Below are 14,113 nucleotides of genomic sequence, written 5' to 3' on the forward strand. Positions count from 1 at the left end.
GCCTACGTCGGGCCGGGACCCTGTCCCTCTTCCCACGCTTCGACGACGAACTCCGCGAGTTCCGTCTTCGAGTGCGCCTCGACGAGGTGCGTGTCGAGGTCCTCCGATCCGTCCAGCATCTCGTCACAGAGCGGACACTGGACCGGGTTGATGGACATCCGGCCATCCCGTCGAGCCGGACGCACAATAGTACCGACGCGTTACCCGGCCTGGTCGCCCGGCGATTCGTCGAGGGTGCGGGCTCACCGACTCCCGGCGTCGGTCGGTGACACGTCCGTTTCGAGCCGGACCCAGCCCGCCGGCGTGCCTCGAATCCCGACGAACCGGACCTCGCGGCCGCCGTCCTGCCGACGCACCCGGACCATCCCGTCGAACAGGTGCTTCAGGCGCTCGAAGTCCGTGCCGTCGGTGACGTTCGTGTACACCGGGAAGAGCGACAGCCCGGTCGCACCACCCGAGAGGAGCACCTGGTGGGCGTAGCGGAACACGGTCTCGGCGTCGGTCGAGAGCAGCAGCGTCGACAGCGAGTCGAACAGGAGGTGGCGACGGTCGACGCCGGCCTCTCGCAGCGTCTCCAGACACTCGTTGATGGCCATGCTCGCGCCGGTCAGGTCCGTCGGCGACGGGACGCTCCAGTGGCGTTCCCGCGGATTCGCCCGGACGACGTCGTGTGTCGGCGTGCAGTCGACGACGCCGATGCGGTCTCGGTCGAGGGTGGGAACCTCCATCGTGACGCGGTCGAGGAGCGTGCGGGCGGCGTCCCGGGTCGTCACCAGCGCCGCGCCGTCGCCCGGCTGGGCTGCCCACGCGAGGATGCGGGTCGGGACCGGTCGGACCGTCTCGCGGCTCGGGCCCGCGACCAGCAGGTCCCGGTGGTGCGAGAGCACGGTGTCGGTGAGGACCTCCTCGAAGCGGTGCGCCTGCGTCATGACTACCCGTCGAAGCTACCGAAAGACGACGGCTCAGTGACTTATCCTTGTCGGTCACCCCGGTTTGGGCGGCACGGGACCACTTCCACTCCGGTCTCCGTCGACTTACGGTCCCCCCGCACGAACCCTCCGGCGATGATCACGGACCCGCGGGTGCTTCGGGACGAGTGGGTCCCCTCGGAGGTTCGCCACCGGAACGCCGAGTGCAACCAGCTCTCGACCGCGCTCGCCCCCGTCGCCGACGACGACCGACCGGGCAACGTCTTCCTGCACGGCCCCCCGGGCACGGGCAAGACCTGCTGTGCGCAGTACATCGTCTCGCAGTTCTGCCGCGAGGTGCGCGACGTGGCCCACGAGTACGTCAACTGCTGGACCGACTCGACGCGCTTCGCCGTGCTCGAACGGCTGCTCGCGAACGTCGGCGCTGCGACGGACGTCCACCGGTCGTCGACGCCCGTCGACGAGCTGGTCCGCCGGCTGCGCGACCACGGCGAGCCCTACATCGCCATCCTCGACGAGGTCGACGTGCTGCGGGACACGGCCGTGCTCTACGACCTCTACCAGATCCCCCACGTCGCGGTCGTCCTCGTCGCCAACCGGGAGGAGGCGTTCCTCGCGGACCTCGACCCGCGCCTCCAGAGCCGGCTGCGGACCTGTGCCTCCATCCGGATGCAGCCGTACACGACCGACCAGCTGGCCGCCATCCTCGCCGACCGGGTGCGCATGGGGTTCGAGCCCGGCACCGTCGACGACGCCCAGCTCGAGCGCATCGCCGACGCCGCCGCCGGCGACGCGCGACTGGCCATCAACGTCCTCCGGGCGGCCGCCCGGAACGCCGAGGACGCCGGTGCGGCACGCCTCGACCCCGAGCACGTCACCGCGGCCATCCCCGAGGCCGAACACGACGTGCGCCGGAAGACGCTCTCGAAACTCACCGCCCACCAGCGCGTGCTGTACGAGGTCGTCCGCGACGCCGGCGAGGTCGACGCGGCGACGCTCCACGAGCGGTACGAGGGTCGCGTCGACGACCCGAACGTCAGGCGCACGCGCCGGAAGCACCTGAACAAGCTCTGCGAGTACGACCTGCTGACGAAGGAGGGCGAGACGAGCTCGCGTGTCTACCGGGTCGTCGAGCCGACACCGACGTCCTGAGCCCGGGGCAGCCGGAACTTCGGCATGGCTTCGGCATACCCCCGTTCCGACGGTAGCACTCCTCTGAAACCAGATACCGGCGACGGAGCCGAACTTCGGAACGTTCGGCACGACCACTCTGTCGCTTTAGTAACACGTGTCCGTCCTCTCCCGTATGGAGCACGAACCGACACTCGACCCCGGACTGACGCTGCTCGCAACGCCCGACGACCGCTCGACCGCGCTGCACCGGCTCGTCGCCCGGACGCTGACCGACGGCCGGCCCGCGTACTGGGTCGACGCCCGGAACACGGCGACGACGTACGCGCTCGCCGAGGTCGCCAGGACGGACCGGCTGCTCGACCGGGTGCACGTCGCCCGCGCGTTCACCGCCTACCAGCACCACGCGCTCGTCCGCGAGCTGGTCCGGCGCGTCGACGCCCGGACCGGCCTCGTCGTCTGCCCGAACCTCGGCTCGCTCTACCGCGACGGCGACGTGCCCGAGCGGGAGGCCGCCGACCTGCGGGCGTCGACCGTCGCCGTGCTGGCGGACCTCGCCGACGCCTGCGACGTGCCGGTGCTCGTGACCGCTCGCGGCGAGGCCCGCGAGGCGGTCGCCGCCGTGGCGGACCGCGAGCTCGACTGCACACGCACGAGCTTCGGCCTGCGCTACGAGGGTGAGTCGTTCGAGACGACGGTGTACCCCGTCGACGGCGGCTGGCAGACTACGGTGCCGTACTGGGTCGACCGCTGCGGCGCGGTCGCCGACCAACTCACCGACGCCGTCGCACCGGACGCCACCGACGCGGCCCTCGCCGCCTTCGGAGGTGTCTGAGATGGGCCGGACGAACCCCACCTACCGCGACCGGCTCCGCGAGTTCGAGGAGCGCTATCAGCCGTTCCGGCGCGCGCTCCGCTACGAGCACCAGCTCGACTTCGACCGGCTGTTCGAGCGCGCCGACGCCACCGCCCACGCCGCCAGCTACCGGAACGCGACCGACCCCGCGGTCGCCACGCTGCTGTCGATGCTGCTCGCCCACGAGGCCGAGATTCGCGAGCTGCACGAGCGGCTGGCGGCCGCGGAGGGCCACGACGGGGTTGCGGACGTCGACCGCTCGGACGACGGCGACGGGTCCGAAGCCCCCGACGTCGAGACCACCGACTGATGTTCGCGCTCGACTTCCACGACGACCGCGTCGTCGAGTGGCACCGCGACGGCGACGAGGCGGTCGCCGTCGAGAACACCGACTACCACCCGACGCTGTACGTCGCCGCCCCCGACGACGCCCGGGCGGAGCTGGCGGCCGCCCTCGAAGCCGACCCGAAGGTCGTCGCGACCGCGACCGAGGAGTGGCGGCTCGACCTCCACGCCGACGCGCCCGAGCCGGTGCTCCGGGTGGACTGCGAGCGCGTCTCCGAGGTCCGCACGCTCGCGAACGAGGTCCGCCACCACCACGAACGCGGCAGCCACGCGCCGGGGACGTTCCGGCTGTTCGACGTGGACTTCGCCCCCGGCTTCCGCTACTGCGTCGAGACGGACAGCTCGCCGGTGCCGACCGAGCCGCTCCGCACGCTCAGCATCGACATCGACGAGGCGGCGCTGGCCCACGACCGCGTCGGGGAACTCCGGGTCGGGGGCGAGCCCGCCGGCGGGACGCCGGGTGCAGCCCTCAGGACCCTCGCCCGCCGACTCGACCGCGTGGACCCCGACGTGCTGTTGCTCTCGCACGCCGACCTCGTGCCGACGCTGGCCGACGCCGCCGACGAGCACGGCGTCGACCTCGACCTCGGCCGGCGGCCGGGGTGGACCCAGCTGGCCGGCGAGAACACCTACGAGAGCTACGGCCGGGTGGGCCACTCGCCGGCGCGCTACGCCGTCCCGGGCCGGGCCATCGTCGTCACCGGCTCCAGCTTCCTCTGGAACGAGTCCAGCCTCGCGGGCCTGCACTACATGGTCGAGCGCTCGTGGCGGCCGCTGCAGGAGACCGCGTGGGCGAGCATCGGCACCGTCCTCACTGCGATGCAGAGCCGCGAGGCCCTCTCGCGGGGCGTGCTCGTCCCGTGGAACAAGTGGGAGCCGGAGTCGTTCAAGCCCGCGCGGACCCTCCACGCGGCCGACCGCGGCGGCGTCACCCTCTCGCCCGAGGTCGGGCTCCACGAGGACGTCCACGAGCTCGACTTCGCGTCGCTGTACCCGAACGTCATCCGCGAGCACAACGTCACCCCCGAGACGGTCGGCTGTGACTGCCACGCCGACCGCGCGGACGTGCCGGGGCTCGGCTACGCCGTCTGCGACGAGCCGGGGTTCCTCCCGGACGTGCTCGCGCCGCTGCTCGACGACCGCGCCGAGTTCAAGGCCCGGCTCGCCGACCTGCCCGACGGCGACGACGCCGGCGACGTGGACGACGAGGGCCTCGCCGCCAGATCGGCCGCCATCAAGTGGGTGCTCGTCTCCTGCTTCGGCTACCAGGGCTACCGGAACGCGAAGTTCGGCCGCATCGAGTGCCACGAGACCATCAACGCGTTCGCCCGTGAGGTGCTGCTCGACGCCAAGGAGGCCCTGGAGCGGGCGGGCTGGCACGTCGTCCACGCCATCGTCGACTCGCTGTGGGTGACGCCGCGGGAGGGTGTCGAGCAGGAACCGCTGGACGCCGTCGCGGCTCGCGTCACCGACGACGCGGGCATCCGGCTCGAACACGAGGCCGACTACGACTGGGTGGCGTTCGTCCCTCGCCGGGGCACCGAGGCGGGCGCGCTCACCCGCTACGTCGGCCGGGCCGACGACGGCTCGTTCAAGCTCAGGGGCATCGAGGCCCGGCAGCGGTCGACCCCCGAGTGGGTCGCGGACTGCCAGCGCGACCTGCTCGACACCCTCGACGCCGAGCGCGCCCCGGAGCCGGTCGTCGACCGCCTCCGGACGCACCTCCTCGACCTGCACGCGGGCCGGGTCGACCCCGCCGACCTCGTCGTCACCAAGCGGGTGGGCAAGCGCCCCGGCGCGTACACCCAGGAGACCCGCACTGTCGGGGCGCTCCGGCGGTACGAACACCACGGCGTCGACCGCCATCCCGGCCAGCCCGTCCGGTTCGTCGTGGTCGACGACGACGCGAGCCGGACCGCCGAGCGCGTCCGCCTCGCGTTCGAGGACCCCGACGGCTACGATGCCGACTTCTACGCCGACCTCGCGACCCGGGCGGCCGTGAGCGTCGTCTCACCGCTGGGCTGGGACCGCGAGCGCGTCGACCGGTACCTCCGCGAGCGCCGGGACGCCGCGCTGTCGGCGTACCTGTGAGCACGCGAAAGTTTACATATACTGTAAACTTTCAGCTCGTCATTCACCATCGGCGCGCGGCTCGCGAGCGTGTCGAGCGAAGCGAGATCTCCACGAACGCAGTGAGTGGAGGGCAGCGAGACGACGAAGGAGTCTCGCCAGACCGCGAGCAGACACTCGTGCGAGGGATGAGAAGCGCAGCGCTAGCGAGCATCGCAATCGGCTGGGGAGGGTGAGGTAGCGGTGTGGTCGCTGGGGACGGGACTGAAAGGGGCAGTCGTCTCGACGACGGCGGCTGACGCAAGCACCGGAACGAAGTGAGGAGCGTGGTTCGAGAGAGCGAAGCTCTCTCGTCATCACGAAAGACGCCTCCGGCGTCTTTCGAACGACAGCGAAGCCCCCGAGTCGAGACGGGCGGTGCTTTCTGATTGTCTGTAGTCTCAGCGACTTCAACAGTCGGTGGGGCTTCCTGGCTGGTCGTGGTTCTAGCGATCCCCAGAACTGATGCGACGTACGAACGACTCAGAACCGGACTCACAACAACGTCACGCGCGACCGTCTGACGCAGATATTAAGCGCTGGCGGGCGAAACGGGGCGCATGGCTTTCGACACCGGCTGGGACCTCCCTGCGACCGTGGCCGTGGCGTTCGACCCGCCGGTCGAGGCGGCCGGCGTCGCCAGCGCCGACGCGTTCCGCGCGGCGTACGGGCCGTTCCTGCGCGGCGTCCTCGGGACGAACGTCGACCGCGAGCTCGACGAGAGCGCGCTGACGGGCCTGGCGAACCGGCTCGGCGGCGTCACCTGGCGGCCCTCCTACGCGCGGTTCGAGCGGCCCGCGGACGCCGACGAGCTGGCCGACCTCACGCGGGTCGTGCAGGCGTACGCTCGCGCCGGCGGCGCGATGCGGCCGACCCGGCGGCCCGGCTACTGGCGACACGAGGGGTCCCGCGAGCGCGCCGTGGCCCTCGTCGACGAGTGCGAGGCGTGCGAGGCGCGGGAGCTGACGGTCACGACCGGGACGGCGACGTGCTACCGGCTCTGCGAGGAGCACCACCGCGAGGTGTACCGGGAGTACGTCGACGCGACCCGTCGTGACCCGGCCCCGCCCGAGCACGAGGAGGCGTTCGACCTCGCGGACCGGCTGCGTGAGGAGGCGTTGCCGACCGACGCGGCGAGCCGGCTGGCCGAGATCGGCGCGCACGACCCGCACCGACTCCGGCCCGTCTCGGGCGTGCTCGTCGACGCGTTCGAGGCCCAGCGCGGCGCACACATCGTCAGCGTGGACTTCTTGCGGGCTGTGACGACGGCGCTGACCCACCTCGGGACCATCGACTCGACGGTGCGCCAGCACCTCGTCGCGGGGCTGGGCGACGACGACGAGAGCATCCGGGGTGCGAGCGCGGCCGCCATCGCCGCCCTCGCGTGGGAGCGCCCGGAGGCGCTGCTGGACGTGGACGAGGAGAGCCTCGGCGGGTCGGTCGCCGAGCGCCGCCCGCCCGTCATCAGGCGGCTCGGGTCGATGCTCGGGACCGATTCGGTGCGCTGTCGCACGCAGGCGCTGTCGGCGCTGCGGGAGTTCGCGCGCACCGACCCCGCACAGGTCGACCCCTACGCCGACTCCGTCCGTGCCGCCACCGAGGACGAGCACCCGCGCATCCGGTTCCTCGCCGGTGTCACCCTCGCCAATCTCGCGCTCGCGGACCCCGAACGCGGTGCGGACTGGCTCCCCGACTTCGCCCGGCTCGCCGACGAGGAGAGCCACGTCGCCGCCGCCGGGGTCATCGGCCTCGGGTTCCTCGCCGATGCGGGGCAGGACGTGGGCTCCGAGCTGGCCGACCTCACCGCGCTGGTGCGGACGTTCGCCGACCCGACGCGGCGGCCCCACCGGGTCGTCCGCGAGGCGACGTTCGCGCTCGGTCACCTCGGCGGCCCCGGCGACGCCGAACACGTCGCCTGGGTCGAGGACTGCGCGCTGACCGACGCGCTCCGTGATGCGTGCGAACGGGCGAAGGACGAGCTGTTCGTGACGTGAGCGGCGGTGTTCGTGACGCGAGAACGTGGTCGTCTGCGGTTCAGTCGGCGGCGACGTAGCCGCCGTCGCGTTCCGCTGCGAGCCCGAGCAGGACGAGCCAGTCGAGCTCGTTCTCGACTGTCTCGGTCCAGATGTCCGTCCAGGTGTTCGGGTTCTTGTGGCGCTCCCACTCCGGGATGGCGTCGCGGACGCGCTCGAAGGTGGCCGCGGCGGTGAGCGGTTCGTCGGCGTCGCGGAGGACGCCCAGCACGTCCTCGGTACCGAAGACACCGGTCAGGAACGCCTCGCGGAGGAACTCCGGGTCGGGCTCGCGCCGGACGCGGCTGTAGCCGGACTGCCCGCGCTCGACGAGGCCCAGTCCGCGGAGGAACGTGAGCCAGGTGGCGGCCTCGTCGCGGGCGACGAGGTCGGTGCGGTCGAGGATGCGGGCACAGCAGTCGTCCTGGCTGTCCGGGACCAGCGGGACCGCGCGCTGTGCGTCCTCGACGAACGCGAGGTCGTCGGGCGCGGCCGGGACGTGTTTGACCTTCACAGTCCGAACGACGCCGCCAGTATCTCCTCGTCCGTCTCGCCGTACACCGCGGTCGGGCCGCCGACCACGTCGACGGTGACCTGCGCCGGCGCGAACACGCTCTCGTCGATGTCGTAGAAGTCCCAGCCGGCGTCGTCGAACACCTGCTCGAAGGGCTCGCCGTACTCCTCGCGCGCCGAGGACGGAACCTCGTCGAACCGGTCGAACTCCTCGCGCACGGTGAGGTGGACCCGTCCGCCGTAGGCCAGCGCGTCGTTCGTCCGGGCCATGGCGGCCTCCTCCGAGCCGGCGACCGGTGCCACGGGGGCGGTCCCCGATGCCGAGATCACGTCGCGTGGGTCGTAGCCGAGCTCCGACAGCCGGAAGACGGCGAGCTCCGCCGCGCGGGCGGCGATGCTGACGCTGCCGGCGAGGCTGGCGGTCCGGAAGCCGACGAGGTACACCGAGGAGGGGTTGGTCTCGGTCATCTCGGCGACGTGCTCGGCGACGGCCTCGCCGGGGAGCGCGTCGGACTCGACGGTGAGGACGGTCAGGTCGAAGGCGTCGTGGTAGCCGATCTTCCGGAACACGTCCTCGGTGCCGACGAGGGCGCGGGCGGGGCCGCTGCCCAGGCCCTCGAAGTCCTCGACGCCGACCTCCCAGCCGGCCTTCTGCGAGCACAGCAGCGCGAGGTCCGGGTGGTCGGTGAGGAGGTCGACGTACCGGAGCGGCGCGCCGGCGACCTCGTCCATGCGTGTCTGGACGGTCGCCATACCGGCCGTCTGTATCTCGGTGAGCAGCGTCCCGGCCTCGATGCCGCCGTCGAAGTCGACGCCGAAGTCGAGCACCGTCGCCTCGTTCTCCAGTTCGTACGCGCCGACGTCGAGTACCTCCGCGAAGTCGATGGCCTCGTCCACGAGCTCGATGGCCATCCGGTTGAGACTGTCCATGTGCGGGGGTTGTGCGGCTCCGCGTAAAGGGTTTCAGTTCTCGCCGGAGCGCGCCTCCCGCCCGAGGTGCACCTCGACGGCGTCGACCTTCGCGTCGGCGGTCGTCTCGACGCTTCGCTTGTCGTCGATCTTGAGGAACGTCGAGACGCGGTCGCCGTCGACGGCCTCGTGGGCGGCCTGCGCGGCGGCGAAGACGGTCGCGGCGTCGTCGGCCTCGATGGTCGTCCCCATCGGGGTCGTCTCGTAGGAGACGTCGAACCCGTCGAGCGCGGCGACGGCCTTCGCCACCTCCGCGGCCATGCTCCCCTCGACGACGGGCGCGACCGAGAGGAAGGCGACGGTCGTCATCTCTCGTCGGTGAGGTGGACGGTGACCATGCCGTCGAAGTTCAGCAGGAGGCGCTGGGTGAGGTCGCCGAACAGCGCCTTCCCGCTGGGCGAGCGCCGACGGCCGGCGACGAACAGGTGGTCGCACTCCTGATCGGCCGCGACATCGAGGATGGTCTCCTCCTCGTGGCCGACCGCGGCGATGACGTCGTAGTCCACGTCGACGTCGGAGAGGGCACGGCGACCGACCTCCGCGGCGAGCCGTTTCGCCTCCCCCTCGGCCTCGTCGAGCGAGTAGCCGCCCGTCTTGCTCTCCAGTCGCGAGGACATCCGCTCGTCGTACTCCTCGTCGGGCATCACGTGCAGCAGGCGTAGCTCCGCTCCTGTGCCGGCCGCGACCACACCTGCTTCGTGTACCAGCTCTCGGGTCGTCTCTGACTTGTTCCGGATGACAACGAGTATTCGTTCCATATCTGACCCGTTCACGAGGCAGTTTAAAAATGGTTGTCGGTGTCAGTCGACCACACCCACGTCAGTGGTACGCACGCTCGCCGTCCGATTCGAGCTACCGACGGAGGAGCCACTCCGCGCCCAGCCGGCGACCATGACCCCGCCAGCAACGTAGACGGAGTCCACGGCGACCTCGACGTAGACGTAGTCCACGACGACCGCCGCGACTACGTCCGCGGGGGGATGACCGGTCCGATCAGGGACGCCAGCGTCGCCAGTACGAGCAGCGGAAACACGAGCCAGCACAGGGACACCGGGTCCGAGGCGAAGCTCCACGTCGACGACAGCCAGTATCGTATAATTAAAAATATGCTTCCCGGCGTGGACAACCCCAGCCCTCAGAGCCGTCGCTCGACCGCGCGGTACGTCGCCGCGAACGTCGTCGGTCCACGGATGACCTCGCCGGCCAGCTGGAACGCGTTCAGCGTCACGTCCGTCTCGTCGCCGACGAGCACGACCGCCCAGGTGCCGCCCTCCGGCTTCGTCCACTCGCCGTCGTGAGCGGCCAGCAGCGTCTCGCCGAAGTAGCTCCCCAGCGCGAGCACCGCCGTCTCGTCTGCGTCGCTCGTCTCGGCCACGGCGTCGGCCGCCGCGAGCGAGTCGAGCGACCGGTCGAGATCTGGGTGCTCGGCCGCCAGCGTCGACGCCTGCTCGGCGAACGCCGCGGTCGGGTCGGGTGCCGGCTCGTCGTCCCCGACCCGCCCGTCGTCGGCGTCACTCGCAGTCTCCGCCGATGTCTCGCCCCCCGGCGACTGCGACGCTGTCTCCTGTGGTCCCACGGCAGTCGCGCCCGCGCTCGCGCTCGGTCCCGTGTCACCTGTCGCCGCCCCGTCCGGTGTCTCCGTCCCGCCGCGGTCGAACAGTCCCGAGAGTCGCTCGATGAAACCCATTGCTTTGATTCGGCGGTCCGAGGGGTAAAAACTTGGACCACGGAGTGAATGTGGAATCGGCCGGTAACGCCGCTCTCCGTCGATTCCTTAGTCGTTTGTAATGTTCGCGGCAGTCGGGATTCGGATCGGACCGTGGCTGCGTCGACGATAGACTCCTCGCTACGCTCGTCGTCGTGAAATTCCAAAAATGCGCTGGCTGGGATTTGAACCACGGTCGGACATGCTCGCTTCGCTGCGCGTGTCCTCCCTGATTCAAACCCCATTGCGACTTCGCCGACCGCAGACTCCTCGCTGCGCTCGTCGTGTTGCGGTCGGCAGAAGTGCGCTGGCTGGGATTTGAACCCAGGTTGTGACCATGGCAAGGTCACGTGATACCACTACACTACCAGCGCCCGTTCGCATTCTGAACAACTGCAGGAATAAATAAAAGGCTTCCGAATCGGTCGGCCTTCGGCACAGAGAACCACACGACGGAGGGGGGATATTCTATATTACTTTACCGCCTGCACGCGTGGGGTAGCGGGGCTGTACGTAGTCGAGCGTCGTGTCAACGCGAAACATCCATATCCGGGCGTGTGGGGCCGTCACAACCGGGAAAACAATCCGGCACCCTTTTAACCGTTTGTGGAATAACATCGGCACAGTCTAGTGACGAGGCGTCGAAGCGTCACGGCATGACAGTCAGCGTACTCGTGCCGTCGTCCCTCGTCCGGGAAGCCGAGGACAAACGCGAGGCCACTCGCAAACTCGGTTACGTCGCCCGCGCGGCGACGGTGTTCCGGGCCGATCGACTCGTCGTCTTCGACGACGAAGACGGCGAACGGCGATGGGGCGGCGGGTTCGTAAGCACGGTACTCGCCTACGCGGCGACGCCCCCCTACCTCCGAAAGGAGGCGTGGGGGCAGCGAGGCGAACTGGAGTACGCGGGCATCCTGCCGCCGCTCCGCGCCACGTCACAGACCGGCTCCGAATCGAACGGTTCGGGGTCGTTAAGACAGGGAATCGTGACCGAGGTCGGACCTGACAGGCGCGTACGGGTCAATTGCGGCTTGCAACACCCGATCTCCCTCGTGACGCCCCCAGAAATGGGCGAACTCACGGAGGGGGAGCGCGTGACCGTCAGGGTCTCTTCGCGACGTCCGGTCCGTGCACGGCTGGTCGACGAACCCCTCCCGGGGTTCTCGGTCGAACGCATGGACCTGCAGGCGGCGCTCGCCCGTGAGGATGCCGGGCTCCGTATCGCGACCTCGCGCCACGGTGAACCGCTCACCGTGGGGCGACTCGCGGGCCTGGCCGGACGGGTCGAGGGCGATGGTGCGACCATCGCCTTCGGTTCGCCCGAGAGAGGGCTGCCTGCGATACTCGGATTCCCCGAGGCCGATGTACCGGCCGGCGGGGACGAGGACGCCACCGAACCCATCGGCGGGTTCGACCTTTGGCTCAACTCGATTCCGAACCAGGGCAGCGAGGTCGTTCGCACCGAAGAAGCGGTGTTCGCGACGCTCGGACTGCTCACGCTCACAGAGTGATACGATGCCACAACCAAGCAGACCACGCAAAGGTTCGCTCGGGTTCGGCCCGCGCAAGCGCGCCTCTTCGGAGGTTCCGCGCTTCTCGAGCTGGCCGGACGACGACGGACAGCCGACGCTGCAGGGATTCGCCGGCTACAAGGCCGGCATGACCCACGTGGTGATGATCAACGACGAGTCCAACTCCCCCCGCGAAGGGATGGAGGAGACCGTCCCAGTCACCATCGTGGAGACACCGCCCATGCGGGCGGTTGCCCTGCGAGCGTACGAGGACACGCCGTACGGAAAGCGTCCGCTCACGGAGGTCTGGACCGACGAGTTCCACGACGAACTCGACCGCGTCCTGGACCTGCCGGAGGACGCAGACGACAACACCGACGAGCTCCACGAGGCGCTCGAAGCCGGTGACGTCGACGAGGTTCGGGCCATCACGCACACGGTCCCCTCCGACGTCTCCGGTGTGCCGAAGAAGAAGCCCGACGTGATGGAGACCCGCATCGGCGGGGGCTCCATCCAGGAACGGGTCGACTTCGGCCTCGAACTCGTCGAGGACGGCGGCGTCCACGAGATGAACGACACCTTCCGCGCCGGTGAGTACACCGACGTCTCCGGCGTCACGAAGGGCAAGGGCACCCAGGGCCCCGTCAAGCGCTGGGGCGTCCAGAAACGCAAGGGCAAACACGCCCGCCAGGGATGGCGCCGACGCATCGGTAACCTCGGCCCGTGGAACCCGAGCCGCGTTCGCTCGACGGTTCCCCAGCAGGGTCAGACCGGGTACCACCAGCGTACGGAGCTGAACAAGCGCCTCATCGACATCGGCGACGCGGAGGATGTCGACGACGTGAACGTCGACGGCGGCTTCGTCAACTACGGCGAGGTCAGCGGTCCGTTCACGCTCGTGAAGGGCTCGCTCCCGGGTCCGGACCAGCGCGTCCTGCGCTTCCGCCCGGCCATCCGACCGAACGACCAGCCGCGCCTCGACCCAGAGGTCCGGTTCGTCTCCACAGCATCGAACCAGGGATAATCCATGCAGGCAACCATCTACGACCTGGACGGCGAGGAGACAGGCACGCTCGACCTGCCGGAGGTCTTCGAGAGCCGGTACCGACCGGACCTCATCCGACGTGCCGTCCGCGCCGCACAGGCCAACCGGAAACAGGAGTACGGTGCCGACGAGTACGCCGGCATGCGTACCTCCGCTGAATCGTTCGGCTCCGGCCGCGGCATGGCACACGTGCCGCGGTCGAACGGTCGGGGTGCCCGCGTCCCCCAGGCGGTCGGGGGTCGCAAGGCACACCCGCCGAAGGCCGAGAAGAAGCAGGGCGAGGACGTCAACACCAAGGAGCGCAAGCAGGCGTTCCGGAGTGCGCTGGCCGCGACCGTCGACGCAGAGCGCGTCGCCGAGCGCGGACACGCGTTCGACGACGACCTCGCGCTGCCCGTCGTCGTCGCCGACGACTTCGAGGACCTGCTGAAGACCCAGGAGGTCGTCAGCTTCCTCGAGGGTATCGGCGCCCACGACGACGTCGAGCGCGCCGACGAGGGGCGCTCCATCCGTGCTGGCCGTGGGACCACCCGTGGCCGCAAGTACAAGCAGCCGAAGTCGCTGCTGTTCGTCACCTCCAGCGAGGCCGGCCCGTCGAAGGCCGCACGCAACCTCGCCGGTGTCGACGTGGCGACCGCGTCGAACGTCAACGTGGAGGACCTCGCGCCCGGCGCACACCCGGGCCGACTGACCGTGTTCACCGAGTCCGCCGTCGCGGAGGTGGCCGACCGATGAGCTCGATCATCAAGTTCCCCCTCGTGACGGAGAAGGCGATGAACGACATGGACTTCGAGAACAAGCTCCAGTTCGTCGTCTACATGGACGCGACCAAGCCCGAGATCCGCGACGCCGTCGAGGAGCGCTTCGACGTCGGCGTGGAGAAGGTCAACACGCAGAACACGATGAACGGCAACAAGAAGGCCGTCGTCCGCCTCTCCGAGGACGACGACGCCCAGGAAGTCGCCTCGCGGATCGGGGTGTTCTGACA

The 14,113-nt window shown here is 69.9% G+C and carries 17 protein-coding genes and 1 tRNA gene; 9 read left to right on the forward strand and 9 right to left on the reverse strand.

Features of this window, described 5'->3' with window-relative positions; all coding sequences use genetic code 11:
• Nucleotides 1-2 precede the first annotated feature (2 nt).
• Entirely contained in the window at nt 3-158 is a 156-nt protein-coding gene (locus NOW55_RS00725; RefSeq protein WP_256398134.1) for a hypothetical protein, read from the reverse strand.
• 84 nt (nt 159-242) lie between these two features.
• On the reverse strand, nt 243-929 hold the full coding sequence (locus tag NOW55_RS00730; protein ID WP_256398135.1) for a DUF7504 family protein: 687 nt from the start codon (nt 927-929) through the stop codon (nt 243-245).
• A gap of 135 nt (nt 930-1,064) precedes the next feature.
• Between NOW55_RS00730 and NOW55_RS00735 the strand changes: the two genes are divergently transcribed.
• From NOW55_RS00735 to NOW55_RS00755, 5 genes are all read left to right on the forward strand, one after another.
• A complete protein-coding gene (locus tag NOW55_RS00735; protein WP_256398136.1) occupies nt 1,065-2,081 on the forward strand; it encodes a Cdc6/Cdc18 family protein in 1,017 nt (338 codons plus the stop codon).
• A gap of 154 nt (nt 2,082-2,235) precedes the next feature.
• Nucleotides 2,236-2,895 (forward strand): P-loop NTPase family protein, encoded by a 660-nt coding sequence (locus NOW55_RS00740; protein WP_256398137.1) that lies wholly within the window; start codon nt 2,236-2,238, stop codon nt 2,893-2,895.
• 1 nt (nt 2,896) lies between these two features.
• Nucleotides 2,897-3,226, forward strand: a complete 330-nt coding sequence (locus tag NOW55_RS00745; RefSeq protein ID WP_256398138.1) for a DUF8156 family protein — start codon at nt 2,897-2,899, stop codon at nt 3,224-3,226.
• Entirely contained in the window at nt 3,226-5,352 is a 2,127-nt protein-coding gene (locus tag NOW55_RS00750; protein ID WP_256398139.1) for a type B DNA-directed DNA polymerase, read from the forward strand. The genes NOW55_RS00745 and NOW55_RS00750 overlap by 1 nt, the downstream gene beginning before the upstream one ends.
• 578 nt (nt 5,353-5,930) lie before the next feature.
• The gene (locus tag NOW55_RS00755) at nt 5,931-7,364 is read left to right on the forward strand and encodes a hypothetical protein (RefSeq protein WP_256398140.1); all 1,434 of its coding nucleotides are present in this window, start codon (nt 5,931-5,933) and stop codon (nt 7,362-7,364) included.
• 40 nt (nt 7,365-7,404) lie between these two features.
• On the opposite strand, the gene NOW55_RS00760 is transcribed toward NOW55_RS00755, so the two are convergent.
• The 7 genes from NOW55_RS00760 to NOW55_RS00790 all read right to left on the reverse strand — a co-directional run bounded on the left by NOW55_RS00760 (nt 7,405) and on the right by NOW55_RS00790 (nt 10,943).
• Complete coding sequence (locus NOW55_RS00760; protein WP_256398141.1) at nt 7,405-7,896, reverse strand: double winged helix-containing putative transcriptional regulator; 492 nt, start codon at nt 7,894-7,896, stop codon at nt 7,405-7,407.
• Nucleotides 7,893-8,825, reverse strand: a complete 933-nt coding sequence (mch, locus tag NOW55_RS00765) for a methenyltetrahydromethanopterin cyclohydrolase (RefSeq protein WP_256398142.1) — start codon at nt 8,823-8,825, stop codon at nt 7,893-7,895. Before mch ends, NOW55_RS00760 begins: the two co-directional genes overlap by 4 nt.
• Before the next feature lie 33 nt (nt 8,826-8,858).
• Nucleotides 8,859-9,173 (reverse strand): thiamine-binding protein, encoded by a 315-nt coding sequence (locus NOW55_RS00770; RefSeq protein ID WP_256398143.1) that lies wholly within the window; start codon nt 9,171-9,173, stop codon nt 8,859-8,861.
• Nucleotides 9,170-9,622 carry a universal stress protein gene (locus NOW55_RS00775; protein ID WP_256398144.1) on the reverse strand — a complete coding sequence of 151 codons (453 nt, stop codon included), beginning with the start codon at nt 9,620-9,622 and terminating at the stop codon, nt 9,170-9,172. The genes NOW55_RS00770 and NOW55_RS00775 overlap by 4 nt, the downstream gene beginning before the upstream one ends.
• Before the next feature lie 42 nt (nt 9,623-9,664).
• Nucleotides 9,665-9,814 (reverse strand): hypothetical protein, encoded by a 150-nt coding sequence (locus NOW55_RS00780; protein WP_256398145.1) that lies wholly within the window; start codon nt 9,812-9,814, stop codon nt 9,665-9,667.
• A gap of 185 nt (nt 9,815-9,999) precedes the next feature.
• On the reverse strand, nt 10,000-10,551 hold the full coding sequence (locus NOW55_RS00785; RefSeq protein ID WP_256398146.1) for a hypothetical protein: 552 nt from the start codon (nt 10,549-10,551) through the stop codon (nt 10,000-10,002).
• 321 nt (nt 10,552-10,872) lie between these two features.
• Nucleotides 10,873-10,943 (reverse strand) — tRNA-Gly (locus NOW55_RS00790).
• A gap of 282 nt (nt 10,944-11,225) precedes the next feature.
• On the opposite strand from NOW55_RS00790, the gene NOW55_RS00795 reads away from it, so the two are divergent.
• Genes NOW55_RS00795 through NOW55_RS00810 form a run of 4 tightly spaced genes read left to right on the forward strand, consistent with a single transcriptional unit; the run spans nt 11,226 to nt 14,111 of the window.
• Nucleotides 11,226-12,080, forward strand: coding sequence for a putative RNA uridine N3 methyltransferase (locus NOW55_RS00795; protein ID WP_256398147.1), 855 nt, complete (start codon nt 11,226-11,228; stop codon nt 12,078-12,080).
• A 4-nt stretch (nt 12,081-12,084) separates the two neighbouring features.
• Nucleotides 12,085-13,104, forward strand: a complete 1,020-nt coding sequence (locus tag NOW55_RS00800; RefSeq protein ID WP_256398148.1) for a 50S ribosomal protein L3 — start codon at nt 12,085-12,087, stop codon at nt 13,102-13,104.
• 3 nt (nt 13,105-13,107) lie between these two features.
• Complete coding sequence (gene rpl4p / locus NOW55_RS00805; RefSeq protein WP_256398149.1) at nt 13,108-13,860, forward strand: 50S ribosomal protein L4; 753 nt, start codon at nt 13,108-13,110, stop codon at nt 13,858-13,860.
• Entirely contained in the window at nt 13,857-14,111 is a 255-nt protein-coding gene (locus NOW55_RS00810) for a 50S ribosomal protein L23 (RefSeq protein ID WP_256398150.1), read from the forward strand. The genes rpl4p and NOW55_RS00810 overlap by 4 nt, the downstream gene beginning before the upstream one ends.
• The last annotated feature ends 2 nt before the right edge of the window (nt 14,112-14,113 follow it).

The organism is Haloarchaeobius litoreus, assembly GCF_024495425.1.
GTDB classification, from domain to species: Archaea; Halobacteriota; Halobacteria; order Halobacteriales; family Natrialbaceae; genus Haloarchaeobius; species Haloarchaeobius litoreus.

Excerpts from the sequence above, each read along its gene's own strand:
- NOW55_RS00725 (WP_256398134.1), bottom strand. The coding sequence starts at position 158 with ATGTCCATCAACCCGGTCCAGTGTCCGCTCTGTGACGAGATGCTGGAC.
- NOW55_RS00730 (WP_256398135.1), bottom strand. The coding sequence starts at position 929 with ATGACGCAGGCGCACCGCTTCGAGGAGGTCCTCACCGACACCGTGCTC.
- NOW55_RS00735 (WP_256398136.1), top strand. The coding sequence starts at position 1,065 with ATGATCACGGACCCGCGGGTGCTTCGGGACGAGTGGGTCCCCTCGGAG.
- NOW55_RS00740 (WP_256398137.1), top strand. The coding sequence starts at position 2,236 with ATGGAGCACGAACCGACACTCGACCCCGGACTGACGCTGCTCGCAACG.
- NOW55_RS00745 (WP_256398138.1), top strand. The coding sequence starts at position 2,897 with ATGGGCCGGACGAACCCCACCTACCGCGACCGGCTCCGCGAGTTCGAG.
- NOW55_RS00750 (WP_256398139.1), top strand. The coding sequence starts at position 3,226 with ATGTTCGCGCTCGACTTCCACGACGACCGCGTCGTCGAGTGGCACCGC.
- NOW55_RS00755 (WP_256398140.1), top strand. The coding sequence starts at position 5,931 with ATGGCTTTCGACACCGGCTGGGACCTCCCTGCGACCGTGGCCGTGGCG.
- mch (WP_256398142.1), bottom strand. The coding sequence starts at position 8,825 with ATGGACAGTCTCAACCGGATGGCCATCGAGCTCGTGGACGAGGCCATC.
- NOW55_RS00770 (WP_256398143.1), bottom strand. The coding sequence starts at position 9,173 with ATGACGACCGTCGCCTTCCTCTCGGTCGCGCCCGTCGTCGAGGGGAGC.
- NOW55_RS00775 (WP_256398144.1), bottom strand. The coding sequence starts at position 9,622 with ATGGAACGAATACTCGTTGTCATCCGGAACAAGTCAGAGACGACCCGA.
- NOW55_RS00785 (WP_256398146.1), bottom strand. The coding sequence starts at position 10,551 with ATGGGTTTCATCGAGCGACTCTCGGGACTGTTCGACCGCGGCGGGACG.
- NOW55_RS00795 (WP_256398147.1), top strand. The coding sequence starts at position 11,226 with ATGACAGTCAGCGTACTCGTGCCGTCGTCCCTCGTCCGGGAAGCCGAG.
- NOW55_RS00800 (WP_256398148.1), top strand. The coding sequence starts at position 12,085 with ATGCCACAACCAAGCAGACCACGCAAAGGTTCGCTCGGGTTCGGCCCG.
- rpl4p (WP_256398149.1), top strand. The coding sequence starts at position 13,108 with ATGCAGGCAACCATCTACGACCTGGACGGCGAGGAGACAGGCACGCTC.
- NOW55_RS00810 (WP_256398150.1), top strand. The coding sequence starts at position 13,857 with ATGAGCTCGATCATCAAGTTCCCCCTCGTGACGGAGAAGGCGATGAAC.